The sequence below is a fragment of the uncultured Arcobacter sp. genome (assembly GCF_937982575.1).
Classification (GTDB): domain Bacteria; phylum Campylobacterota; class Campylobacteria; order Campylobacterales; family Arcobacteraceae; genus Arcobacter.
Genome location: NZ_CALJLR010000005.1, coordinates 93922 through 117501, shown reverse-complemented (window position 1 = coordinate 117501; position 23580 = coordinate 93922). Strand labels below are relative to the sequence as shown.

The window sequence follows — 23580 nt, the reverse complement described above, 5'->3', positions numbered from 1 at the left end:
ATGAAAAATATAATACTAATCATAATTTTAATACAAGGATTTTTAATGGGTGCCCAAATTGAGCATATTAAAATAAAAAATATAAATATACCAGTAGTTATTGAAGAACAACACTCATTACCGACATTTAATTTACAACTAGTTTTTAAAAATAGTGGCTCAATAAAAGATAAAGATAAAAATGGATTAGCAACTTTAGCTTCTAGACTTTTAAATGAAGGTACACTAAAAGACGGAAGTACAAAATTTGCTCAAAAATTAGAAAATTTAGCAATTTCTTTAAATGTTTCTCATGGTTTTGAGACCTTTGTTATTGAATTATCATCAATAAAGGATGTTTACACTGATTCTTTAGATCTATTAAATCAATTACTAAAATCGCCCAACTATAAAGATGAAACATTAGAAAAAATAAAAACAATATTAAATGGATCTTTAAAAAGAAAAGAGAATGATTATGATTACGTATCTAGAAATGAATTACATAAAATACTTTTTAAAGATACAGCTTTAGAAAACCCAACAAATGGTACAATTGAATCTATTTCAAAAATCTCATTAGATGATATTAAAGAGTTTATTGATTCAACTTTAGTTTTAGAGAACTTAATAGTTGTAGTTGGTGGTGATATAAATCTAGAAGATATGAAGAGTAAACTAGAACCTCTTTTGACAATTTTACCAAAAGGAAAAGAGTCAAAAATAATCAATATTCAAGCTTCAAATGAAAAAACAGTAAAAAAGTTGATTAAAGATACCCAACAAGCATATATCTATTTTGGAAGCCCTTTTAATACAAAAGTTAATGATGAAAATAATTATATTGCAAAGGTTGCATCTTTTGTACTTGGTGGTAGTGGTTTTGGTTCTAGACTTATGGAAGAGATTCGTGTAAAAAGAGGTTTAGCATATAGTGCATATGGGCAAATTTCAATTAACAAGTCTCACTCTTACTTTACAGGCTATTTACAAACTAAAAATGAATCAGCTGATGGGGCTAAAGATTTAGTTGTTAAAATAGTTAATGATTTTGTAAAAAATGGTATTACAAAAGATGAATTAAAAGCAGCAAAAAACTTTTTAACAGGAAGCGAACCTTTAAGAGTTGAAACATTAAGTCAAAGATTAAATCGTGCTTTTACCTTATTTTATAGAGGTTTAGAACAAGATTATTCAAATAAAGAGCTAGAAAAAATAGAAAAACTGACTTTAAAAGAGATTAATGAGTATATTAAATCTCATACTGAAATAAAAAATTTATCATTTTCAATAGTAAGGAAATAGATTGTTAAGATTTGCACTAAGTCCAACAAAAGATATGAATATAGAAGATATGAAGCTTGCTTTATTTAATTATATTGTTTCAAAGCAATTAAATGAAGAACTTTTAATAAGAATAGATGATACAAATAAAGATAAAAATATTGAAGGAAAAGATAAGGAGATATTAGAACTCTTAACTCTTTTTTCAATTGAATATAAAGCAGTTGTATATCAAAGTGAGAACTTAAAGTACCATCAAAAAATGGCTATGCAACTTATGAGTCAAAAAAAAGCATTTTCATGTTTTTGTTCTGAAGAAAAATTAGAAGAAATTAAAGCAAAAGCAAAAAAAGATGACAAACCATATGTGTATGATGGATTTTGTGAAACTCTATCTGATGAGACTGTTATAAACTGCAATGCGCCCTTTACTGTTAGAATAAAGAAGCCAGAAGAGGCTATAAAGTTTAAAGATTTATTAAAGGGTGTTTCTTCATACGAACCAGATGAAGTAGACTCTTTTTTTATATTAAAACATGACAAAACAGCTACAGCTAATTATGCTAGTGCTGTAGATGATATGCTTTATGATATATCAACAGTGATTTGTACTGAAGAGGACATTTTAGATGCTCCTAAACAAATTCATGTAAGAAATACACTTAATTATACTAAGAATATAGACTATATACATCTTCCAGTAATTTTAAATGAATTAACGGAAGAAAAAAATAGCCTGAAATGGCTTATTGATGAAGGTTTTTTACCAAGTGCCATTGCCAATTATTTAGTATTACTAGGAAATGAAACTCCTATTGAAATCTTTACTATTGAAGAGGCAATTGAGTGGTTTAATATTACAAAAATATCAAACTCTGCTACAAAATTTGATATAGATAAATTAAGATTTATAAATAGAAAACATCTAGAAGATATTGATGAAATGAGATTATCTAAAATATTAGGTTTTGCTGATAATGACATTGGAAAGCTAGGAAAACTTTATTTAGATGAAGCAAACACAATAAAAGAGTTAAAAACAAAAATAGATATGATTTTTAGTTCAAAAAGTTCTCCTAAGGGCTTTGAAGAAGAGTATAAAAAGATAAGAGACTCTTTATTGGCTGCACCTTTTATTGAAGATTTTGATGAGTTTAAGAGTTATATTACTAATGCTACAGATTTAAAAGATGAAGCTTTATCTAAACCTTTAAGATATATTTTAACTGGTGAGGATAAAGGACCTGATTTATCAGATATTTATCCACTTATTAAAAACTATTTAGGAGAAATTGTAAAATGACAGATGCATTAATAGGCTCAATAGCCACAGTTGTTATGAGTGTTATATTTTTATATAAATGGGTTGTAATTATTTCTGCACTTATTTCTTGGGTTAGACCTGATCCCTATAATCCTATTGTTCAAATGTTATATAGACTAACTGAACCAGCTTATGCTCTTATAAGAAGATATATACCTACTGTATTTGGTGGTATGGACTTAGCTCCTATGATTTTGATTTTAGTACTTATTTTCCTAGAAACATTTTTAGGAAGACTATTTATGGGTATGTAAGTAGTCTAGGATGAGATTAAAGTTTTTACTACTTTCTTTTCTTTTTACTACTAGTTTACTTTCTGATGAGAACTTATTAAAAAAAGATTTTGACTATTTTATTAAATTAGAAAATAGTCAAAAATCATATGAAAATACTATCACTACACTAGAAAACATTTCTAATGTAAATAAAATTATTTTTGATGAGTATGCAAAAAAAATTGACTATGATGAAACCTTAGCTGTTTCACAATGTATGAACGCAAGTGCAAAGAGTTTAGTATCTACAAATAGTGATTGTATTGCTGTAGGGCTTGATTTAAAAAAAGCATTGACACTATCTCACTTGGAACTTAACTCAACTGTATTAAAGATTGAAGATAGCTATCCAGTTTTAGCAAAAGAGCTGAAAATCATAAACTCCCCTATTCCTTTTACAAAACTTGTTTCATCATCAAAAGAGATAATTTATGATTTGTATTTAAATGCAACAAATAGTTTTTTATATGATAAATTAAACTACAGATTACCTACAAAAACTATGCAAAAAATAAAAGATGACAAAAGATTTGAAAAGCTTCTATCTTTAGTTATTTCTAATCCAAAACTTAATTTTTTACAATCAAGTTTTTTAGATTTTGATGATTCTGAGTCCAATTACAATATTTCATTTATATTGGCTTTAAATAGAGTTTTAAACAAAAAACTTGATGAACAAACAACAAAATATTTTCAAAATGCACTATCAAAGGCACTTACACAGTATGAAAAAGACAAAGTTAACTTTTGGCTTTATTTATTAAATAAAGATACTACAAGTTTGAACTCTTTAAAAGAATCAGATGATTTAAATATTTATACTTTATATATAAAAGAAACTACTCAAATAGATAATAGTTTTAAGACCTTAAAATACGACTTTTTAAAAGGGTGTACAAAAGAGCAAACAATACTCATCAACTCATATGCCAAAACTTTAAGTTCTTTTGATGAAAATAAAATCTCTTCAGAGTTTGATTTAGGTTTAATGCAAATAAATCTAAGAAAAGCTGATCTAATATCTTTATTTAATAATCTTGATGCAAAAAGAGATGAATTATTAATTCCGAAGATAAATATACTTTATTATTCTTATATTTTCAATGAATTAAAAGTAGAGTTTTCTCATCCTTTAATGCAATTTTATGCCTATATTTATGATGTAGAGTATCTAAATGATAGATTGAATTTTGATTTGTTTAAGATTAAAAGTAACTACAAGCCTTACCTTAGTTTAGAGCTTTTTGGGAATGAAAGTGCAAAAGAGTTTATTTATAATTATATAATCTATACAAAAATAATTGGTAAAAAAGATTTAAGTCTAGAAGAGTTTTTTAAAAACTTATTTCAGCCTTTAGAGTTTGATTAAGTCTATATCTTAATAAGAAGTTTTCTAAATCATTATTCTTATCAAATTTGATTAAATAATATTTTGCCCATGGATTTTTAAGAGGAATTGATTCTATTAGTTTTGACTCTTTTTCTATTTCTTTTATCTCTACATAATTTTTTTCATAGTTTTTCTCATCTTCTAATTCTTCTTGCGTATAACTTTGTTTATCTATAGTTATATTTGGTGTTTCACTTTTTTTATTATTTGCAACATAAACAGAAACTATAAAGTTTTCATAATTATCATCATACTTCTCTTCAACTTTATTTAAATAAGTTGCCGTAAATAGCGCAACTACTTCTTCATCTTTTATGATATCAGTTTTTTTTGTGTATTGTAAAGAGTTTAAATAAAAATCGTCTTTATCAAAATATTTAGTTATAGAGTAAGAGCTACATCCACTTAAAAAAAGTAAAAAAGTAAATAAAATAATTGATAAAAATTTGTTCATAGAATCTCCATATTTGTATAATAATTTGGTGATTTTACACTAAAGATACTTTAACCATCATTTAGATAAAATCCCCAAATGAAATTAAATACAAAAAAATATTTAGCTGTTGCATTCACAGGACCTTCAAATAGTGGAAAAACTACCCTAGTGGTAAAAGTATCTAGTATTTTACAAGATATGGGATATAAGGTTTGTATTGTAAAGCATGACCCTAAGGATAAAGCAAGCTTTGATAGGGAAGGAAAAGATTCTTATAAATTTTTTCAAACAGGAGCAGATGTAGCTGTTGTTGGACCTACAAGAACAACTATGTTTAAACAAGAAACTTCTTCTATTGAGGAAATAATTGATATGTTTGGAGAGTTTGACTATCTTTTAGTAGAAGGACTTAAAACCTTACCTCTACCTAGAATTGCAGTGTTTAGAGACAGAATTGAAGAATCATATTTTGAACTAACTGATGTTATTGCAACAGATGAAAGTATAAGTGATGTTCCCCAAGGAATGAAAAGATTAGACTTAAATAATCCAGAAGAGATAATCAAATGGATTGAACAAAATGCGAAAAGAGTAAAATGATGAATGAAATATTTGATGCCATAAAAGAATCAGCTATAAAGATTAAATACTTAATAGAAACTGGTGATACTGGAAAAAGTGAACAAGAAAACTCAACTGGGGATACTCAACTAAAACTAGATATTCAAAGTGATGTTATTATTGAAGAGATATTTGCAAAAATAAAATCAATAAAATCAATAGTTAGTGAAGAACAAGAGAGTATTGTAAATCTTCATGATGATGGAAAGTATTTAATTGCTTATGATCCTTTGGATGGTTCGTCACTTGTTGATGTGAATTTATCAGTGGGTTCTATTTTTGGTATTTATGAAAATGAATTCAATGCTGCAAATATAATAGCTTCTGTTTATGTAGTATTTGGACCTAGAGTTGAGATGGTAATTACAACAGATGATGTAAAAATGTATAGATTACTAAATAATGAATTTAAATTTATTCAAGATATCAAATTAAATGAAAAAGGTAAATTAAATGCTCCTGGTTCTACTCAGAACTGTTGGGCTCCTTTTCATAAACAACTTATAGATGATATCTTCAATGATGGATATAGATTAAGATATAGCGGTGGAATGGTTCCTGATCTTCATCAAATACTTCTTAAAGGTGGAGGACTTTTTTCATATCCAGGAACAACTGATAGACCAAAAGGAAAATTAAGACAACTTTTTGAAGTATTTCCTTTCGCACTTACTTATGAAAAAGCTGGTGGTGGAGCAGTTGATGGATTTAAAAGAGTTTTAGATGTAGAGACTACTCATATCCATGATACAACTCCTTGTTTCTTTGGTTCAAATGATGAGATAAATAGAGTTTTAAAAGTTTATAGTGAAAATGGAAAATAGTCAAAACAAAAACCAATGGGATGATGCTTTAGAAAATCAAATTATTGGTTTAAAGGAGTGTCAAAAATCTTACAACTTGGATTCTTGTACTCCTTGTGAGAAATTTTTTGATTGTGAAATAAGAAAAAAATATGTAATTGCTGTGTATGAATCTATGAACAAAGGTTCTACAGGTGGATTTGAATTTTAATTAAAGGTAAAAAATGAATTGTCATAAAAATGTTTATATTACTACTCCAATATATTATGTAAATGATGTTGCACATATAGGACACGCCTATACTACAATTATTGCTGATATGTTGGCTAGATACTCAAGGTTAACTGGTAAAAAAACTTTTCTTCTTACTGGTACTGATGAACATGGACAAAAAATCGAAGAGAGTGCAAAACTTAGAGGTAAAACTTCTAAAGAGTATGCAGATGAAGTTTCTGGTAAGTTTAAAGCCTTGTGGGATGATTTTGATATTACATATGACAAATTTATAAGAACAACTGATGAAGAACATAAAACTGGTGTTCAGTTTGCATTTGAAAAGATGTTTAACAAAGGTGATATCTATAAAGGTGAGTATGAAGGATATTATTGTGTATCATGTGAGACATTTTTTACTGAAAAACAACTAATTGAAAATGAGTTTTGTCCCGACTGTGGAAAACCTACAAATATAGTAAAAGAAGAGAGCTATTTCTTTAAACTATCTGCCTATGAAGATAAACTTTTAAAATGGTATGAAGATAATCCTGACTGTATTTTACCTCGTTCTAAAAAAAATGAGATTATCAATTTTGTAAAAAGTGGATTAAGAGATCTATCTATTTCAAGAACATCTTTTGATTGGGGAGTTAAGTTACCTGAATCACTAAATGAACCGAAACATGTTATGTACGTATGGTTAGATGCATTGATGAACTATATTACTGCACTTGGATATGGAACAGATGATAAAAACATGGAGTTTTGGCCAGCAAATGTACATTTAGTTGGAAAAGATATTTTAAGATTTCATGCTATTTATTGGCCAGCATTTTTGATGTCTTTAGATTTACCACTTCCTAAACATATAGCAGCTCATGGTTGGTGGACTAGAGATGGAGATAAAATGTCTAAGTCAAAAGGTAATGTAGTAAACCCTAAAGAAGTAGCGGATGCTTATGGACTTGATGCTTTTAGATACTTTATGCTCAGAGAAGTTCCTTTTGGTCAAGATGGAGACTTTTCTCAAAAAGCCTTAATGGATAGAATTAATTCTGATTTAGGAAATGACCTAGGAAACTTACTTAATAGAATCATAGGAATGAGTGGAAAATATTTTGAATATAAAGTAACTTCAAATGACTTAATAAAATTCCATAAAAAAGAGTTAGATGAAGTAAACGAAATACTAGACGGAATTGAAACTTATGTTTACAATATGCAATTAAATAGATATCTTGAAGAGATCTGGAAAGTTTTAACTATAGCAAATAAAGCAATTGGTGATTATGAACCATGGACTAAAATGAAAGAAGGAAAAGTAGAAGAAGCTATGGCACTAGTAGCATTAATTACTAATATCATGGCAAGAGTTGCCCTACTTTTAGATTCAGTAATGCCAGAAAAAATTTCAAAAATAGCTCAATCTATAGGATTAGAGATAAACAGTGATAATTTTACAAAAATAGTTCTAAACAAAGAGTTACTTCCTGATGTAGTTATAACAAAAGTAGAACAACTGTTTCCTAGAATTGAAGAGATTTTATTAGAGCAAGCTTCACCTGCAGTTGTTACTACTCAACCTGCTAAAAAAGAAGTAGAAAAAACTGAAGAAATAGTTGAAGAAGATAATCTTATTACAATTGATAAATTTTTTGAAACAACTTTAAAAATTGGTACAATTGTAGAGGCCGAAGAAGTTCCCAAATCAAAAAAACTCCTAAAACTACAAGTTGATTTAGGTGAAGGAAGAAATAGACAGATTTTAGCAGGAATAAAAGAGTCATATTCAGCTGAAGAACTTGTTGGAACACAAGCTTGTGTTGTAGCAAACCTAAAACCAGCAAAACTAATGGGAATGTTAAGTGAAGGTATGCTTTTAGCTGCTCGTGATGAAAATGGTTTAAATCTTGTTCGTCCTGAAAAACCAAAAGTTTCTGGAACGAAAATCTCTTAAGAAATATTGTGAATATTTCTTCTGTCATTGATATTATAGATGGGAAGTTACAAAACTCTCCATCTGTCTCCTTTATATACAATATTAAAACTGATGCAAAAAAAGTTATGGAAGGTGATCTTTTTTTAGCTAAAAATATAAAAGATACTCAACTTGCCATAAAAAATGGAGCATTTGCGGTAGTTCATGACTTTGAAATAGAGATTTTAGATAATGAAATAGCATGGATAAGAGTCAACTCTCTTGAAGAAACTCTTATCAAATTATTTAGATTTAAGTTTTCAACTTTTAATTTAGAGGTTTATTATTGTGATAAAGTCACTTTTGATTTAATAAATATATATAAGGCTTCTAATAAAAAAATAAGAATTATTTTTTCTAAATTAGAAACTTGTGTAAAAATTATTGAAAATATAAATGAAGATGAGATATTTATTTGTTCAAATGAAGAGCTTATTAAGAGTATATACCCAAACTATAAACCTTTTTCTAAACAAACGTACAAAATAAACAACCTTATAGAACATTCTTTATTTGAAACTTCATTTTCATATAAAGAAATATTTTTTCATAAATTAAAGTTGTCATCTTTATATATAAATCAATTTTTAGATGTTTATAACTTTTTTAATTTAGAATTAGATTTACAAAAACTTATGAAGCTTAACCATTTTAAGCCAATATTTGTAGATAAGTATTTAAATATTATTGATTTTGGAAGAAGTAATAAAGTTATAATCTGCCAAAAAAACTTAGAATTAATATTAGAGGAAATAAAATATTTAGAAGAGAAATATAAATATGGTAAAACTATATTTATAACTCCTTTATTTATAGAAAACTTCAATCAACAACAAATTGTATTAGAAGATATTGGGAACTTAAAAAAGGTCCTAAAAAACGAATATTTCAATGCACTTTATATTATAGGTTATGATAAATTAAAAATTGAAGAAACACTAAAACTATCATCAAATGAAACTTCAGAACTCTTTTAAAATACCATTCCAAAAGAGCCTACAACTTTTCCCAAGACTTCAAGTTCATCACTAGCCATAACTTGTACGGGATAATCTTTGTTATCTGAAATAATATCAAGTTTTCCATCAACTCTTTTTTGCATTCTTTTTACAAAAAGTCCATGATTTGTAGTAAAGGCATATATCCCATCTCTAAATCCACTTTTTATTGATTTATCTACAAAAATTATATTATTTGAGTTTAGTGTTGGTTCCATTGAGTCCCCTATTACATTAATAGCTTCAATATTTTTTAGATTTTGCTCACCACCAAGCATATTTATAAAATAAGGTGGAACTTCTAGCTTTTCATAATTCTCATCACTATCATAAGCACCCCCACCTGCACTAACAGAAATCTCAGGAAAATATTTAATCCAATACTTATCAGTTGAGTCAACCAGCGAACCAGGATTTTGGTTATATAAAAGCCAATTTATAGAGATTTTTTTAATAGCACAAAAATCAAGTATATTTGAAAAAGGTATTTTGCTTCTATTTTTCATAGTTGCAAAGTTTGCTTGTGTAAGATTTAAAGCATCAGCAACATCTTTATCAAAAATCTTACCTTTAATTCCATCCGTACTTAAAACATCTTTTAGTCTTTCAATTATCTCATTTACTAATAACATTTTATCTCCTTTTTGAAATTATATTACAAAATGAAATATTTTTCAATACTTTTTAAAAAAAATACTAAAATTTGAAATATTATTTAGGAGAAGAACATGCAAACAATAATTATAGACACAAAATCATCAATCTCAAAAGCTATCAAAAGAATAGACTATTTATTATACAAATATGGTAATAAAATATTGTAAATATGTACAAAAAATGTAAATTTCAAAATTTAAGAAAAAATATTAGTAAAATTAATTTTAACAAAGGAAAATTACTATAAAATTGAGTTTGAATTCGGTGTTTTGACGGAGAAATATATGGAAACAAACTTAGTCATGGAAGCATTTAAATTTATGATTTTGGGTATGGGAATAGTTTTTTCTTTCCTTATTATCATGGTTTTTGCTTTAAAAGCTCAAGCAGCGCTTATTGGGAAATTTTTTCCTGAAAAAGACAATATAAAGACTGCTAAAAAAGTTCAACCTAGTGTTGCAACATCTGATACTGCTAAAAAGATTGCTGCTATTTCTGCAGTTATTCAACATCACAATAATCAAAAAGGTTAATTTTAATGTCAAAAAAATATATTGATATAATGGATACCACTTTTAGGGATGGTTTCCAATCAGTTTTTGGTGGACGTGTTTTAATGAATGACTTTTTTCCAGCTGTTGAAGCTGCAAAAGAGGCAGGAATAAAACATTATGAGTTTGGTGGAGGAGCAAGATTTCAATCTTTATTCTTCTATTTACAAGAGAATGCATTTGATATGATGGACAAGTTTAGAGAAATTGTTGGTCCCGATGCAAACTTACAAACTCTAGCACGTGGTATTAATACAGTTATGTTAGATACAGGTTCAAGAGACCTTATTGATTTACATGCAAAAATGTTTGCAAAACATGGGACTACTACTATTAGAAACTTTGATGCTTTAAATGATGTTCAAAATCTTGAATATTCTGCTGAATGTATCAAGAAATATGGTTTAAATCATGAAGTAGTTGTTACTCTTATGGACTTACCTCCTGGATGTACAGGAGCACATGATGTACCCTTTTATGAAAAAACATTAAGACAAATATTGGATAGTGGAGTTCCTTATGATTCAATCTGTTTTAAAGATGCTTCAGGAACTTCTTCTCCTCAAAAAATATTTGATACTATTAAAATGGCAAGAAAACTTGTAGGAGATGATACTCATATAAGACTTCATACTCATGAAACAGCAGGAGTAAGTGTTGCTTGTTACTTAGCAGCACTTGATGCTGGTGCTGATGGTATTGACTTAGCTGCTAACCCAGTATCTGGTGGTACTAGCCAACCAGATATTTTAACTATGATGCATACTGTTAAGGGAATGAACTATGACCTTGGTGGTTTAGAAATAGATAAAATTTTAAAATACGAAGAAGTTTTAAATGACTGTTTAAAAGATTATTTCATGCCACCTGAAGCTACACAAGTTTCGCCATTAATTCCTTTCTCACCAATGCCAGGTGGGGCATTGACTGCAAATACTCAAATGATGAGAGATAATGGTACTTTACATAAGTTTCCAGAAGTTATAAAAGCTATGAGAGAAGTTGTTGAAAAAGGTGGATATGGAACATCTGTAACTCCTGTTTCTCAATTTTATTGGCAACAAGCATATGCAAATGTTATGTTTGGACCATGGAAACAAATTGCTCCTGGATACGGTAAAATGGTACTTGGATACTTCGGTAAAACTCCTGTTGAACCAGATGCCGAGATCGTTGCTCTTGCTGCTGAAAAGTTAAAATTAGAACCAACGAAAGAGAATCCTTTAGATATTTCAGATAGAGATGAAAAGAAAACTATGAAATACTGGGAAAACAGATTAAATGAAGAAGGCGTTGAAATAAGTGATGAAAATATTTTCATAGCAGCTGCTTGTGATGAAAAAGGTATTTCATTTTTAAAAGGAAATAGTCCTTTAAGTGTTAGAAAAACTAATACAGATATTTGTGAAGACGATAAAGATTGTAAATTAGGAGAAGATAAAGTTATGAGTAATGCAACTGGAAACTATACAGTAGTGGTAGATGGGCAAAAATTTAATGTAACAGTAGCTGAAGGAAATGCAGATATTCAAGTAACACCTGTACAAGCATCAGCAGAGCCTTCAACACCTGTAAGTGGTGAAGGTGTTGAAATTGGGGCAACTGTTAGTGGTAATGTTTGGAAAATAACTAAAAATGTTGGTGATAAAGTTGCAAAAGGTGAAGTTATTGCTATTTTAGAAGCTATGAAAATGGAAATTGATGTTGAATCACCAGTTGATGGTACAATCAAATCTTTCTTAGTTAAACAAAGTGAAGCAGTTGAAGAAGGGCAAGTTATTGCCGTAATTGGTTAATACTTAAATTGGAGAAATTTATGAATAAAAAATTAATCGCTTCTTTGCTAATTTCATTTTTATGTATGTTTAGCATTAATGCATTTGCTTCTAGTACTACGCATGAAAATGTAAAAGTTGAAGAAGTAAAACATGAATATAAAGCAAAATCTTTAAATGAGTTAATTGAATCATTTTATAAAACAACAGGTATTCACTCATTTGTAAATCCAAGTGATGATGTTATGACTTCAGAAGCTCATGCTGAAGATGCTAGACCTATGACAACTTTTGAGCAGACATTTGGTAGATTAATTATGTTTACTGTTTGTTTTGTTCTATTTTATCTAGCAATAGCAAAAGGTTTTGAACCATTACTTCTACTTCCTATTGCATTTGGTGGTTTATTAGCAAATATCCCACTAGCAGGTATTGGTGGGGAAAATGGAATGCTGGGTATTATTTATAACATGGGAATTGCAAATGGATTCTTTCCTTTGCTTATTTTTATGGGTGTAGGTGCAATGACAGACTTTACACCTTTATTAGCTAATCCAAAATCAGCTCTTCTTGGTGGAGCTGCACAATTTGGGATTTTTGGTTCACTTGTTGGTGCTGTAGCAATAGGTTTTGATTTACAAAGTGCATCTGCTATTTCTATTATTGGTGGTGCGGATGGACCAACATCAATCTTTATTGCAAATAGACTTGCGCCTGAACTTCTAGGAGCAATTGCTGTTGCAGCTTATTCTTATATGGCACTTGTACCGGTAATTCAGCCTCCTATTATGAAAGCTTTAACATCTGAAGCTGAGAGAAGAATCAAAATGCCAAAATTAAGAAAAGTACATAAGTTAGAAAAACTTTTCTTACCAATACTTATTTTAATGATGGCTATTATATTATTGCCAGAGTCAACTCCACTTATTGGAGCTTTCGCATTTGGAAATTTCTTAAAACAATCAGGAGTTGTTGAGAGACTTTCTGATACAATGCAAAATTCTTTAATCAATATTGTAACTATCTTCTTAGGTTTAGGAGTTGGTTCAAAATTAGCAGCAGATAAGTTTCTTGTTGTAGATACTTTAGGGATTATGATTATTGGATTATTAGCATTTTCTGCAGGTACTGCAGCTGGTGTTATTATGGCTAAAATTATGAATAAATTTAGTTCAGAAGATAATCAAATTAACCCATTAATTGGGGCTGCAGGGGTAAGTGCTGTACCAATGGCAGCTAGAGTTGTTAGTAAAGTTGGTCAGGAATACGATAAATCAAATGTATTATTAATGCATGCGATGGGTCCAAATGTTGCCGGTGTTATTGGGTCCGCAGTGGCCGCCGGTGTACTATTATCAATATTTTAATTTATTAGGAAAAAAAGAATAATGTCTGATATTAAGAGCCAATTAGGTTTAGAAAACGTTCAAACTGTATACAGAAATAGTGATGTAGATTTATTAATTGATCATGCAGTAAAAAATGAAGGTGCAAAAATATCTTCAACTGGTGCTTTAATGATAGATACTGGTATTTTTACTGGTAGAAGTCCAAAAGATAAATTTTTTGTAAATCAAGATCCTTCAAACAAATACATAGCTTGGGGTGATATAAATAGAGCCGTAACAAGAGATGTTTATGATGATCTATTAAAAACAGCTAAAAAACAGTTAAGTAACAAAGATTTATTTGTTACTGATGTATATTGTGGAGCATCTATTGACTCACGAAGATCAGCAAGATTTATTACAGAGATTGCATGGCAGGCAAACTTTATACAAAATATGTTTATCATGCCTGAAGAGTCAGAGTTAAATGAATTTACTCCTCAATTTACTGTATATAATGCTTGTAAAACAATAGATAAGTCTTATGTAAGTCATGATCTTCATTCTGAAGTTTTCGTGGTATTTAATGTAGAAGAAAATATTGCTATCATTGGTGGTACTTGGTATGCAGGTGAGATGAAAAAAGGTCTTTTCTCTATGATGAACTACTGGCTTCCATTAGAGAAAAAACTTCCAATGCATTGTTCTGCAAATATTGGAAAAGATGGGGATACAGCATTATTCTTTGGTCTTTCTGGAACTGGTAAAACAACTTTATCAACTGATCCACAAAGAGCCTTAATAGGTGATGATGAACATGGTTGGGATGACAGTGGTGTTTTCAACTTCGAAGGTGGTTGTTATGCAAAAGTTATTAACTTATCAGCAGAACATGAACCAGAAATTTATGGAGCTATTAAAAAAGGTGCAATATTAGAAAATGTTGTATATGATGATAATGGTGTAGTAGATTTTGAAGATGGAAGTAAAACTGAGAATACAAGAGTTTCTTATCCTTTAAGTCATATTGAAAATCATACACCTGACATGAAAGGTGGACATCCAAAAAATATCATCTTTTTATGTGCAGATGCTTTTGGTGTTTTACCTCCAGTTGCAAAACTTACTAAACAACAAGCGATGTACTACTTCTTAAGTGGCTATACTGCAAAAGTTGCAGGAACTGAAAGAGGTATCACAGAGCCTGTTGCTACTTTTAGTTCATGTTTTGGAGAAGCATTTCTTCCTTTAAATCCAACTATTTATGCAGCACTATTAGGTGAAAAAATTGATGAACATAATGTAAATGTATATTTAGTAAATACTGGATGGACTGGTGGTCCTTATGGTGTTGGTACAAGAATGAGTATCAGAAATACTAGAGCTTGTATTAATGGTATTTTAGATGGTTCAATCAATAATAGTGAATTTGAAACTCTTCCTATATTTAATCTATCTATTCCAAAAACACTTGATGGTGTAGAAACAAAAGTATTAAATCCAAGAAATACATGGGAAGATACTGAAGCTTACGATGAAACAACAAAAAAACTTGCTTCAATGTATGTTAAAAACTTTAAAAAATATTTGACATTAGAGAGTGACTATGACTTTACAGGTGCAGGTCCTCAACTTTACTAATTAATGCTTAGTATTATAAAAAAGGGGTGAATTTATTCACCCCTTTTTTTATTTAAGGAAAATCATGGAAATAAAAGAGTTTTTAAAAAATATTGAGAACAGTTGTTCAAAAATAGCATATTTTTGTGTTATTCATATGTTTGAAAAAGAATTTGATATTGAAAAAGATACTCTAGATGAGGGAAAAATAAAAGAGTTTCTTATAAACTATAACAATTACGATAAGTTTTTGAATGATTATGCTGGAGTTATTTATAAAAAATTTGAATCATCAAATGATGAAGTTTATAATGAAATTTGCGAATTTTTAAGTGAAAATCCTGATAATGAATACCTTTTTGCACATAGATTAAAAAGAATATCAAATCAAAACCCAATGAAATACTTAAATATAGAAGATGAAGATCTTCGTGAAGCTGCAATTAGTAGGCTTGAAGATAAAGTAAATACTATAGAGTCATCTTTATATTATAAAGAAAATAAAAAGTTAGCTTTTAAAGAGATTGATAAAATCAAAAAATCAATTGAGGTAGTTAAAACAGCAATAGGAGTAAGATAACTTTACTCCCCTACTTTTATCCCTCTATTTGAATCTCTTCAATTATCTCAAGTCCAAAACCTGTTAATCCTACAAAAGAGTGCGTTCCTCCACTTGTTAAAAGTTTTATTTTCTTTATATCAAATAGGTTTAGTATCTGCGCTCCAATACCATAATCTTTTCTTGATTCTAAATGTTTCATATTTTCATCAAGAAAAATCAAAATACCATTTTTTGCTTGTAAAAAATTAATTGTTTTTAACATTGAATTTATTTTATTATCATTTAGAAACAATTTTATATCAGGGATTACTGTATGAAATTTTACGTGAGTAGTCTCTTCAAAGTTACCAAAAATAATAGCTGTATGAATATTGTCCAAATGATCTTTAAACTCTTTTTTTATAACACTCTTCCCAAAGAATTCTATATTTGATGAAGAGACTTCTTCTACTAATATTTCATGTGATAACCTATATTCAACTAAATCAGAGATATAGATTTGTTTCATATCATGCTTTTGTGCAAAAATGTCTAAATCATCACGTCTAGCCATTGTTCCATCTTCTTTCATTATTTCACAAATAACTGCTTCACCATTAAATCCTGCTAATTTGCATAAGTCAATAGAACCTTCTGTATGACCTGTTCTAACTAGTACTCCCCCATCTTTTGCAATAAGAGGGAAAATATGGCCAGGTTTAACTAACTCTTTTGTATTACTTACTGGGTTTGCTAAGATTCTAATAGTATCATCTCTTTCTGATGCACTAATTCCAGTACTTGCACTTGCTGCATCAACTGAAATTGTAAATGCAGTCTCATATGATGATGTATTTGAAGCAACCATAGGATTCAATTCTAATCTATTTGCAGTATTTTTTGTAACTGATACACAAATTAGTCCCTTGGCATGTGTTGCCATAAAATTAACTTTTTGGGGAGTTGACAAGGCTGCTGCATAAACTAAATCACCCTCATTTTCTCTATCTTCGTCATCCAACATGATTACCATGTTACCTTTTCTTATCTCTTCTATAGCTTCTTGTACTCTTTTAATTGCTGACATTATAAATCTCTTTTAATTGTTTTAATATTTAGATTTATTATATCAAAATATACAAAATTAAATATAAAGTATCTTGACAGAAATTAATTTTTTTACTATAATTCGACGACTAAACATTGGGGTATCGCCAAGCGGTAAGGCCTCGGCTTTTGGTGCCGATATTCGCAGGTTCGAATCCTGCTACCCCATCCATCTAATAGCCGCGGAATAGAGCAGTCCGGTAGCTCGTCGGGCTCATAACCCGAAGGTCGTAGGTTCAAATCCTGCTTCCGCAACCAAAATTTAGCCATAGTGTCAAGGTAGCTCAGCTGGCTAGAGCGCTGGTCTCATAAGCCGGAGGTCGGGAGTTCAAGTCTCCCTCTTGACACCATTACATTAACTCTTTATTAATTATTTTATATTATCATTTTATAAAATATAAAAGGGTTCCTTCTTATGAAAGATATTAAAAAAATTATTACTTCCCTAAATCTTGTTTATTTTGACTATGACTATGAAAAGAATTTATTTATTAATGATGTGGATTATACTAATGAAAATATAAAAAAAGAATTTTTTAAAATAACCTACATTCTCTCCAAAAACAATATATTGTTTGATGTACTTGAAAATAATACTTTAATTGCTATAAATAAAAGATTTTCATTTTTTGATAAGTTATTTAAAAGAGTACAAAATAAAATTGATAACTATAATAATTCAAAAGCAAATATTTATTTATTAAACAATCAAAAAAAAAGATGGGCTAAAAATATTCCACTATTTAAAATTGACTATTTAAAAAAAGAAATCGATTTGACTAAATATGATAGTTTAGTTTTTACATCGCAAAATGCGGCAACTGCTGTTAATAATATAAATAAATCTTGGAAAGAGATTCCTTCATATGTTATAGGTAAAGAGACTGCAAAAAAGGTGAAAGAGCTAGGTGGCAATCTAAAATTAATTGCTCAAAAAAGTAATAATTATGATTTTACCAATGAGTTGGTATCTACACTTAAAAATAAAAAAGTTTTATATATTAGAGGTAATAAAGTTACATCAAATATTTGCAGTGAGTTAATAGCGAATAATATCTCTTGTGAGGAAATAATACTTTATGAAAATAATTACGTAGAGCCCTTGAAAAAAGAGACTTTACCAAAAAACTCAAAGATTATTTTTTCTTCACCCTCAACTGTTGAGTACTTCTTCAAGACTTTTAATTGGGATTATAGCTTTAAAGCAATATCTATTGGAAAAACAACATTGAAATACTTTCCTTCTAATATCAAGCCTATATTATCTGAAAAAACTTCTTTAAATGCTTGTATTAAAAAAGCTATAATGCTTTAAAACTTATAAAATTGGATAATGATATGAAAAAGATATATATTGCAGGTTATGATGTATTTAAAAAAGATTCAATACAAATAGGTAAATACTATTGTGAACTTTGTGATAAGTATGGCTTTAAGGGGTTATATCCTTTAGATAATGTTGTAGATTTCAATCAAAATAAAAATAAAATTGCTCAAGATATTTATAAAGCAAATGTTCAATTAATAAATCAATCAGATATTGTTATAGCTAATTTAAATGCATTTCGTGGCAAAGAGGCAGATTCAGGTACTATTTGGGAGTGTGGCTATGCAAAAGCCTTAGGAAAAGAAGTTTATGGATATATGCAAGATAATCAAACTTACCTAGATACTTTCAAAAGTAATGAAAAGCAACTTGTTGATGGTACATATTTTGACATGGACAATATGGTAATAGAAGATTTTGATTATTCTATTAATCTTATGATTGCCTGTAGTGTAAATAAAATGATCTTTGGTACTTTTGAAGATTCTTTAAAAGCTCTTCAAAAATAATAAAAATACATATTTTATTCATTTAATTACTTTTTAGTTTCATAAAAGCATATTTTAATCTAATTTTTATAATAATATAATATTCTAATTTAAGGAGAAAAAATGAGAGTTATTGTGTTATTGGCATTGTTTTGTATTGGTTTATTTGCCGTAGATATGAATAAGGCTACACTAAACGAACTAAAAGAACTTAATGGTATAGGTGCTAAAAAAGCTGAGATGATTATTAGATATAGATCCGAGCATAAGTGTTTCAAGAATAAAGAAGATCTTTTAAATGTAAAAGGTATTGGTCAAGGTTTTTTACAAAAAAATGAAGGTCAACTTACATTTTCTGCTTGTAAATAAAAATATAGAGTGAAATTTCACTCTATATTACTAAAAAAACTCACACTTTCTTAAAAAAAGATTAGTTTGTTAATCATTTGTTAACTTTTAAATAATAAAATAATAAAGTAACAAATTTAAATAAAGTATTAACATGAAAAATATAGAAACACAAATTGATTCACTCAACTTATCATACTACGTTTTTGACAATGAAAATAAAGTTTTTAAATTTGATTATGATAATGAATATGAATCAGCAAAAAAAGAATTGATAAAAATAACTTATACCCTAAGTAAAAATAACATTAAGTTTGATTTTTTACCTAATAAATACATTGTTTTATATAAACAATATACTCTTGTTCAAAAGATGTTGTTAAATATTATGTTTAAAATAAATAACAACTACAAGATACACTTAACATACTTCTAGAAATACACAGAAGAACAAAGTAAAAAATTTACTTTGTTGCGTCGTGAATAGCCTCTTTTGTTGCATCATAGGCTTCTGATGAATCTTTTTTTACACCATCCCATGTTGCACATCCACTTAATATGGCAAAAAAAGCAATCATTGTAATTAAGGTTAATATCTTTTTCATTACTCTTCCTTATATTGTAATTTCTTTAATATCTGCAATGTTTCTAAAAGCTTGATAAACAAGTCCTATTAGATTTTTTCTATTTGTTTTTATATTTTCATCTTCATGATTTACAAAAACATTATCAAAAAATTTATCTAATTTTGGCTTTAAAGAAAATAATGCATCTAATTCTTCTTCATAGTCATTATATTCTTTATTTGTTAGTTGTGTATAAGTTTCATATAAATCTTTCTCTTCATCTTGTTCAAATAAAGATGAGTCAACACTTAAAGAACTATCTACATCTATATCTTTGATAATATTTGCTACCCTTTTAAAAGTTGTAGATGCTTCTTTAAAATCTTCACTTAACACAATAGGATTTAAAGCACATATTTTTTGAGATATTTTATATATATCCCCTTCTTTACTTCCAAGTACTGCTTTAATAACTGATGGATTTACATCAAATATTTTAAATAATCTTTCATTGAAAAACTCTATTAGTTTACTTTTATCTAAGCCTTTATATGTAGGTAACAGATTATCAATAATATTTGAAAAATTTACTTCAACTTTATGCTCCATTGCTATTTTTACAATACCTGCTGCTGCACGTCTTAGTCCAAAAGGATCTTTTGAACCAGTTGGAAATTTACCAACACTAAATAGTCCCATAAGATTATCAAGTTTGTATGATAAAGCTACAATTGCTGAGAATTTGTTTGATGGTAAATCTGAATCTTCTCCATCAGGTAAGTATTGTTCTTTAAGTGCTGTAAAAACAAGTTCATCTTCACCAGCAGCTTTTGCATAGTAATAACCCATGAGCCCTTGAAGTTCTGTAAACTCATAAACCATTTCAGACATTAAGTCAGCTTTTGAGAGCATAACAGCTTTACTTAGAAGTTCTTTTTCTTTTACATCAAACAAATCAGCTAAATATAAAGCTATTTTAACTTCTCTTTCACTCTTTTCATACATAGATCCTAGTCCATCAACAAAAACTAAATTTTTAAGACCTTCATTTGATAATCCATTATTTAAATCATTTTTGTAAAAGAACATAGCATCAGCTAATCTTGGTCTTAATACTTTTTCATTTCCAGCAACTATAAAAGAAAAATTCTCTGTTTTAGAGTTTGATACTACTACAAAATTATTTGTTAATTTTCCATCTTTATAAACTGCAAAGTATCTTTGGTGCTCTTTCATTGAAGTTACAATAACTTCTTCTGGTAACTCTAAAAACTCTTCATCAAAACTACCTAATAGCGCTGTAGGAAACTCTGTTATAGCAACAATCTCATTTAGTAAGTCAGTATCTATATCTATTGTTAGATTGTTTTGTGATTCTATTTTTTTCATTTGTTCTAAAATGGTTTTTTTTCTATCTTCTGGATATAAAATCACTCCATTTTTATCTAATTTACAAAAATAATCTCCTGCAAAATCAATAGTAAATGGCTCATATGATACCATTCTGTGGGCAAATGATTTATTTGAGCTTTTTACACCATAAAGTTCACCTTGAACTACTTCTTCACCTAACATAGCAATTAAACTTCTAATTGGTCTAATAAAACTATCTGTTCTACTAGCCCATCTCATTGATTTACCAAAATCTAAAGCATTTATAAACTCGTTTATCATTTCATTTAGTAAATCTTTTGATGCTTTACCTTTTTCTTCTTTTTTGAAATATAAAACATCACCTTTGCCATTATCAATTGTTTGCAAATCTTCTACTTCAATACCACACTTTTTAGCAAAACCAATTGCAGCACCTGTTGGTTTTCCATCTTTATAAGCAATAGTAACTGGTGCTCCATATTGTTCAACTGTTATATCTTCTTGAGATAAGTTAAATTCTCTATGCCAAAGCACTAATCTTCTTGGAGTATAAAAAAAGTCAAAATCTGTGGATAGTTTAAATTTTTCTAAAATGTCACTCCATTTTTTTTCAATATTTGGTAATTCTTTTAAAAATGGTATTGCTGGTAATTCTTCAACACCTATTTCAATTAATAATGGTTTATTCATCTTTTTCTTTTTCCCTTTTCTCAATTTCTTCTAATTTTTTAGTATGTTTATCAATTTGTTGTTTATTAAACCCTCTAATAAATCCAAAAACTATTATCACAAAAGCAATAATAACGATTATATCTAGTATATCTTTCATGATTTTCCTAACAGGTCTTTATAAATAACCCCATCAATTTTATTCATAGCTACAGATTCTATTTGCTCACTGCTATCAATTATTGATAAAACTTTTGAATCAAACATATAGTTTTCTGCAATATCTTGAATCTTTTTATCTAAAGTGTTAGAGCATATTATATATCTTGCCTGCAAAGAGTTCGCATAAATTGACTCTTTTAAAGAGTTTGTAACAACCCCAAATAATAAGCAGTTTTCAAAGCAATATTTTAAAATATTTTCATCATACTCAAATAAAAGTGTAGAGTTTGGTTTTGTATTTGAGATCTCATCAATAGAGCTTATGTAAAAAGTCTCTTCATAAGGGATAAGTGTATCACCTATAATTATCATTTTAGACACTCCTTTGAACAAAAATATTTTCCGTTACTTAAAATTGCTTCATTTTTAGAAATATAAGTTTTACAAGTTGGACACTCTTCCATAATATCTGATATTTTCTCTTCTTTTTTTGTTTTCTTACTTGAGACTTCACTCTCTCTACTTTTTTTGAAAAATATTAGATAAATAAAAAATAAAACAGCAATAATTGCTAAAACTTTAAACACCATTATTTTGCTCCTTTATTTATATATAAATAGTTTCTTTTTTCATCTTTTTTAATTATTTTATAATTATATATTTTAGCTTCTTCAAGCTCAGACTCAAGCATGCTTCCTTTGTAAAATAAATAAGAAGTATTTTCATCTGAGATATTTTTAGTCAAATTTAATAAAAGTGCAGTATTTGTAACAGCCCGAGAAGTAATAAGTTCAACTTTTATATCTTTTACATACTCTACTCTATTACATAAAATTTCTACGTTTTCAAGTTTTAGAGAGTTTTTTACAAAATTTAAAAAGGCTACTCTTTTGGCTCTTGGCTCAATCAAATAAAACTTTATGTTTGGTCTTGCCATTGCTAAGATAAGTCCAGGATAACCAGCTCCTGTACCAATATCTGCAACACTGGTATAGCTTTTGATAAATTTTAAAACATAAATAGAGTCATATATATTATTTTCTATTTTAATATCTTCTAATTCAGCAGAAAGATTATGTATCTTACCCCAATGTTGTAAGATTTTTTTAAACTCTTCACACTTTTTTAAAAACTCTTTATCTATGTTTAACTCTTCTATATTATCTAAAATCACTACAGCAAATGCCCCATTTCATCTTTTTTAACTTTTAAATAAGCTTGATTATTCTCATTTTCACCCACAACAACAGGGATTCTTTCAATAATCTCAATATTAGCTAAACTCTCTATTTTATGAGGATTATTTGTTATTAAATTGATCTTTTTTATATTAAATTTATTTAAAATATACTCAACAATCTCGTAAGTTCGCTCATCTGCTGCAAAACCTAATTGATGGTTTGCCTCAATTGTATTAAAACCTTTATCTTGCAAAGCGTATGCATTTACTTTATTAAGTAGACCTATATTTCGTCCCTCTTGTCTTAAATATATAACCATACCATTATTTTTATTTATATAATCTAATGAAAAGTTAAGTTGTGCTTGACAGTCACATTTTAAAGAGCCTACTGCATCACCCGTTAGGCATTCAGAGTGTACTCTTACATTTACAACATCACCTAAATTCTTTGAAAAAATTACTAAATGTTCTTTGTGATGTTCTTTAAAAGATTGTATTTCAAAATCACCATGTATAGTAGGCAACTTTGCAATATTTGATTCTTCTATATTCATATCTTTTTAAACCTTAAACTGTTAA

28 protein-coding genes and 3 tRNA genes are annotated in these 23580 nt (G+C 28.4%); 21 read left to right on the top strand and 10 right to left on the bottom strand.

All coding sequences use genetic code 11. From position 1 onward, the window contains the following. The first annotated feature begins 45 nt into the window (after positions 1-45). The 4 genes from Q0617_RS04090 to Q0617_RS04075 are packed head-to-tail and all read left to right on the top strand — an operon-like array spanning position 46 to position 4231. Positions 46-1284 carry a pitrilysin family protein gene (locus Q0617_RS04090; protein ID WP_298750755.1) on the top strand — a complete coding sequence of 413 codons (1239 nt, stop codon included), beginning with the start codon at positions 46-48 and terminating at the stop codon, positions 1282-1284. A 1-nt stretch (position 1285) separates the two neighbouring features. Further along, positions 1286-2566 carry a glutamate--tRNA ligase gene (gltX, locus tag Q0617_RS04085; RefSeq protein WP_298750753.1) on the top strand — a complete coding sequence of 427 codons (1281 nt, stop codon included), beginning with the start codon at positions 1286-1288 and terminating at the stop codon, positions 2564-2566. After that, the gene (locus Q0617_RS04080; protein WP_298750751.1) at positions 2563-2841 is read left to right on the top strand and encodes a YggT family protein; all 279 of its coding nucleotides are present in this window, start codon (positions 2563-2565) and stop codon (positions 2839-2841) included. Before gltX ends, Q0617_RS04080 begins: the two co-directional genes overlap by 4 nt. A gap of 10 nt (positions 2842-2851) precedes the next feature. Further along, positions 2852-4231 (top strand): transglycosylase SLT domain-containing protein, encoded by a 1380-nt coding sequence (locus Q0617_RS04075; RefSeq protein ID WP_298750749.1) that lies wholly within the window; start codon positions 2852-2854, stop codon positions 4229-4231. On the opposite strand, the gene Q0617_RS04070 is transcribed toward Q0617_RS04075, so the two are convergent. Further along, positions 4197-4706, bottom strand: coding sequence for a hypothetical protein (locus Q0617_RS04070; protein WP_298750746.1), 510 nt, complete (start codon positions 4704-4706; stop codon positions 4197-4199). The two genes, Q0617_RS04075 and Q0617_RS04070, sit on opposite strands and share 35 nt — an antisense overlap. A gap of 78 nt (positions 4707-4784) precedes the next feature. On the opposite strand from Q0617_RS04070, the gene mobB reads away from it, so the two are divergent. Genes mobB through Q0617_RS04045 form a run of 5 tightly spaced genes read left to right on the top strand, consistent with a single transcriptional unit; the run spans position 4785 to position 9284 of the window. Continuing rightward, positions 4785-5288, top strand: coding sequence for a molybdopterin-guanine dinucleotide biosynthesis protein B (gene mobB / locus Q0617_RS04065; protein WP_298750744.1), 504 nt, complete (start codon positions 4785-4787; stop codon positions 5286-5288). Next, entirely contained in the window at positions 5288-6133 is an 846-nt protein-coding gene (locus Q0617_RS04060; RefSeq protein ID WP_298751182.1) for a class 1 fructose-bisphosphatase, read from the top strand. Before mobB ends, Q0617_RS04060 begins: the two co-directional genes overlap by 1 nt. Next, complete coding sequence (locus tag Q0617_RS04055) at positions 6123-6323, top strand: hypothetical protein (protein ID WP_298750742.1); 201 nt, start codon at positions 6123-6125, stop codon at positions 6321-6323. The genes Q0617_RS04060 and Q0617_RS04055 overlap by 11 nt, the downstream gene beginning before the upstream one ends. Positions 6324-6336: 13 nt before the next feature. Further along, positions 6337-8286 carry a methionine--tRNA ligase gene (metG, locus tag Q0617_RS04050; RefSeq protein ID WP_298750740.1) on the top strand — a complete coding sequence of 650 codons (1950 nt, stop codon included), beginning with the start codon at positions 6337-6339 and terminating at the stop codon, positions 8284-8286. Positions 8287-8294: 8 nt separating this feature from the next. After that, positions 8295-9284 (top strand): peptidoglycan synthetase, encoded by a 990-nt coding sequence (locus tag Q0617_RS04045; protein WP_298750738.1) that lies wholly within the window; start codon positions 8295-8297, stop codon positions 9282-9284. Here the strand turns inward: Q0617_RS04045 and Q0617_RS04040 are convergent. Further along, entirely contained in the window at positions 9281-9937 is a 657-nt protein-coding gene (locus tag Q0617_RS04040) for a S24 family peptidase (RefSeq protein ID WP_298750736.1), read from the bottom strand. The genes Q0617_RS04045 and Q0617_RS04040 overlap by 4 nt on opposite strands. Positions 9938-10246: 309 nt before the next feature. Here Q0617_RS04040 and Q0617_RS04035 point away from each other — a divergent pair, with 309 nt between their 5' ends. The 5 genes from Q0617_RS04035 to Q0617_RS04015 all read left to right on the top strand — a co-directional run bounded on the left by Q0617_RS04035 (position 10247) and on the right by Q0617_RS04015 (position 15816). Continuing rightward, positions 10247-10495 carry an OadG family transporter subunit gene (locus Q0617_RS04035; protein ID WP_298750734.1) on the top strand — a complete coding sequence of 83 codons (249 nt, stop codon included), beginning with the start codon at positions 10247-10249 and terminating at the stop codon, positions 10493-10495. Positions 10496-10500: 5 nt separating this feature from the next. Continuing rightward, positions 10501-12309, top strand: a complete 1809-nt coding sequence (locus Q0617_RS04030) for a biotin/lipoyl-containing protein (protein WP_298750732.1) — start codon at positions 10501-10503, stop codon at positions 12307-12309. A gap of 20 nt (positions 12310-12329) precedes the next feature. After that, positions 12330-13655, top strand: a complete 1326-nt coding sequence (locus Q0617_RS04025) for a sodium ion-translocating decarboxylase subunit beta (RefSeq protein WP_298750729.1) — start codon at positions 12330-12332, stop codon at positions 13653-13655. Positions 13656-13676: 21 nt separating this feature from the next. Next, complete coding sequence (pckA, locus tag Q0617_RS04020) at positions 13677-15257, top strand: phosphoenolpyruvate carboxykinase (ATP) (RefSeq protein ID WP_298750727.1); 1581 nt, start codon at positions 13677-13679, stop codon at positions 15255-15257. Positions 15258-15321: 64 nt separating this feature from the next. Beyond that, positions 15322-15816 (top strand): hypothetical protein, encoded by a 495-nt coding sequence (locus tag Q0617_RS04015; protein ID WP_298750725.1) that lies wholly within the window; start codon positions 15322-15324, stop codon positions 15814-15816. Between the two features lie 16 nt (positions 15817-15832). On the opposite strand, the gene Q0617_RS04010 is transcribed toward Q0617_RS04015, so the two are convergent. After that, positions 15833-16864, bottom strand: a complete 1032-nt coding sequence (locus Q0617_RS04010) for a bifunctional 3,4-dihydroxy-2-butanone 4-phosphate synthase/GTP cyclohydrolase II (protein WP_298750723.1) — start codon at positions 16862-16864, stop codon at positions 15833-15835. Positions 16865-16981: 117 nt separating this feature from the next. On the opposite strand from Q0617_RS04010, the gene Q0617_RS04005 reads away from it, so the two are divergent. From Q0617_RS04005 to Q0617_RS03975, 7 genes are all read left to right on the top strand, one after another. Continuing rightward, positions 16982-17056, top strand: a tRNA-Gln gene (locus Q0617_RS04005). A 9-nt stretch (positions 17057-17065) separates the two neighbouring features. After that, positions 17066-17142: transfer RNA gene (locus Q0617_RS04000), tRNA-Met, on the top strand. 15 nt (positions 17143-17157) lie between these two features. Continuing rightward, a tRNA-Met gene (locus tag Q0617_RS03995) sits at positions 17158-17234 on the top strand. A 65-nt stretch (positions 17235-17299) separates the two neighbouring features. Further along, positions 17300-18199: a uroporphyrinogen-III synthase gene (locus Q0617_RS03990; protein WP_298750721.1), complete on the top strand. Its 900-nt coding sequence runs from the start codon at positions 17300-17302 to the stop codon at positions 18197-18199. Between the two features lie 23 nt (positions 18200-18222). Further along, positions 18223-18720: a nucleoside 2-deoxyribosyltransferase gene (locus Q0617_RS03985; RefSeq protein WP_298750719.1), complete on the top strand. Its 498-nt coding sequence runs from the start codon at positions 18223-18225 to the stop codon at positions 18718-18720. Between the two features lie 102 nt (positions 18721-18822). Continuing rightward, positions 18823-19068 carry a helix-hairpin-helix domain-containing protein gene (locus tag Q0617_RS03980; RefSeq protein ID WP_298750717.1) on the top strand — a complete coding sequence of 82 codons (246 nt, stop codon included), beginning with the start codon at positions 18823-18825 and terminating at the stop codon, positions 19066-19068. A 133-nt stretch (positions 19069-19201) separates the two neighbouring features. Continuing rightward, positions 19202-19483 carry a hypothetical protein gene (locus Q0617_RS03975; protein ID WP_298750715.1) on the top strand — a complete coding sequence of 94 codons (282 nt, stop codon included), beginning with the start codon at positions 19202-19204 and terminating at the stop codon, positions 19481-19483. Positions 19484-19511: 28 nt separating this feature from the next. On the opposite strand, the gene Q0617_RS03970 is transcribed toward Q0617_RS03975, so the two are convergent. From Q0617_RS03970 to ribA, 7 genes are read right to left on the bottom strand one after another with little or no spacing between them, the layout of a single operon-like run. Beyond that, complete coding sequence (locus tag Q0617_RS03970) at positions 19512-19652, bottom strand: entericidin EcnAB (protein ID WP_298750714.1); 141 nt, start codon at positions 19650-19652, stop codon at positions 19512-19514. Between the two features lie 9 nt (positions 19653-19661). Continuing rightward, positions 19662-21677, bottom strand: coding sequence for a glycine--tRNA ligase subunit beta (gene glyS / locus Q0617_RS03965; protein ID WP_298750711.1), 2016 nt, complete (start codon positions 21675-21677; stop codon positions 19662-19664). Next, the gene (locus Q0617_RS03960; RefSeq protein WP_298750709.1) at positions 21670-21816 is read right to left on the bottom strand and encodes a hypothetical protein; all 147 of its coding nucleotides are present in this window, start codon (positions 21814-21816) and stop codon (positions 21670-21672) included. The genes glyS and Q0617_RS03960 overlap by 8 nt, the downstream gene beginning before the upstream one ends. Continuing rightward, entirely contained in the window at positions 21813-22190 is a 378-nt protein-coding gene (locus Q0617_RS03955) for a hypothetical protein (RefSeq protein ID WP_298750707.1), read from the bottom strand. The genes Q0617_RS03960 and Q0617_RS03955 overlap by 4 nt, the downstream gene beginning before the upstream one ends. Beyond that, positions 22187-22408 (bottom strand): PP0621 family protein, encoded by a 222-nt coding sequence (locus Q0617_RS03950; RefSeq protein ID WP_298750705.1) that lies wholly within the window; start codon positions 22406-22408, stop codon positions 22187-22189. Before Q0617_RS03950 ends, Q0617_RS03955 begins: the two co-directional genes overlap by 4 nt. Continuing rightward, the gene (gene rsmG, locus Q0617_RS03945) at positions 22408-22992 is read right to left on the bottom strand and encodes a 16S rRNA (guanine(527)-N(7))-methyltransferase RsmG (RefSeq protein ID WP_298750704.1); all 585 of its coding nucleotides are present in this window, start codon (positions 22990-22992) and stop codon (positions 22408-22410) included. Before rsmG ends, Q0617_RS03950 begins: the two co-directional genes overlap by 1 nt. Then, positions 22992-23555, bottom strand: a complete 564-nt coding sequence (ribA, locus tag Q0617_RS03940; RefSeq protein ID WP_298750703.1) for a GTP cyclohydrolase II — start codon at positions 23553-23555, stop codon at positions 22992-22994. The genes rsmG and ribA overlap by 1 nt, the downstream gene beginning before the upstream one ends. Positions 23556-23580 lie beyond the last annotated feature (25 nt).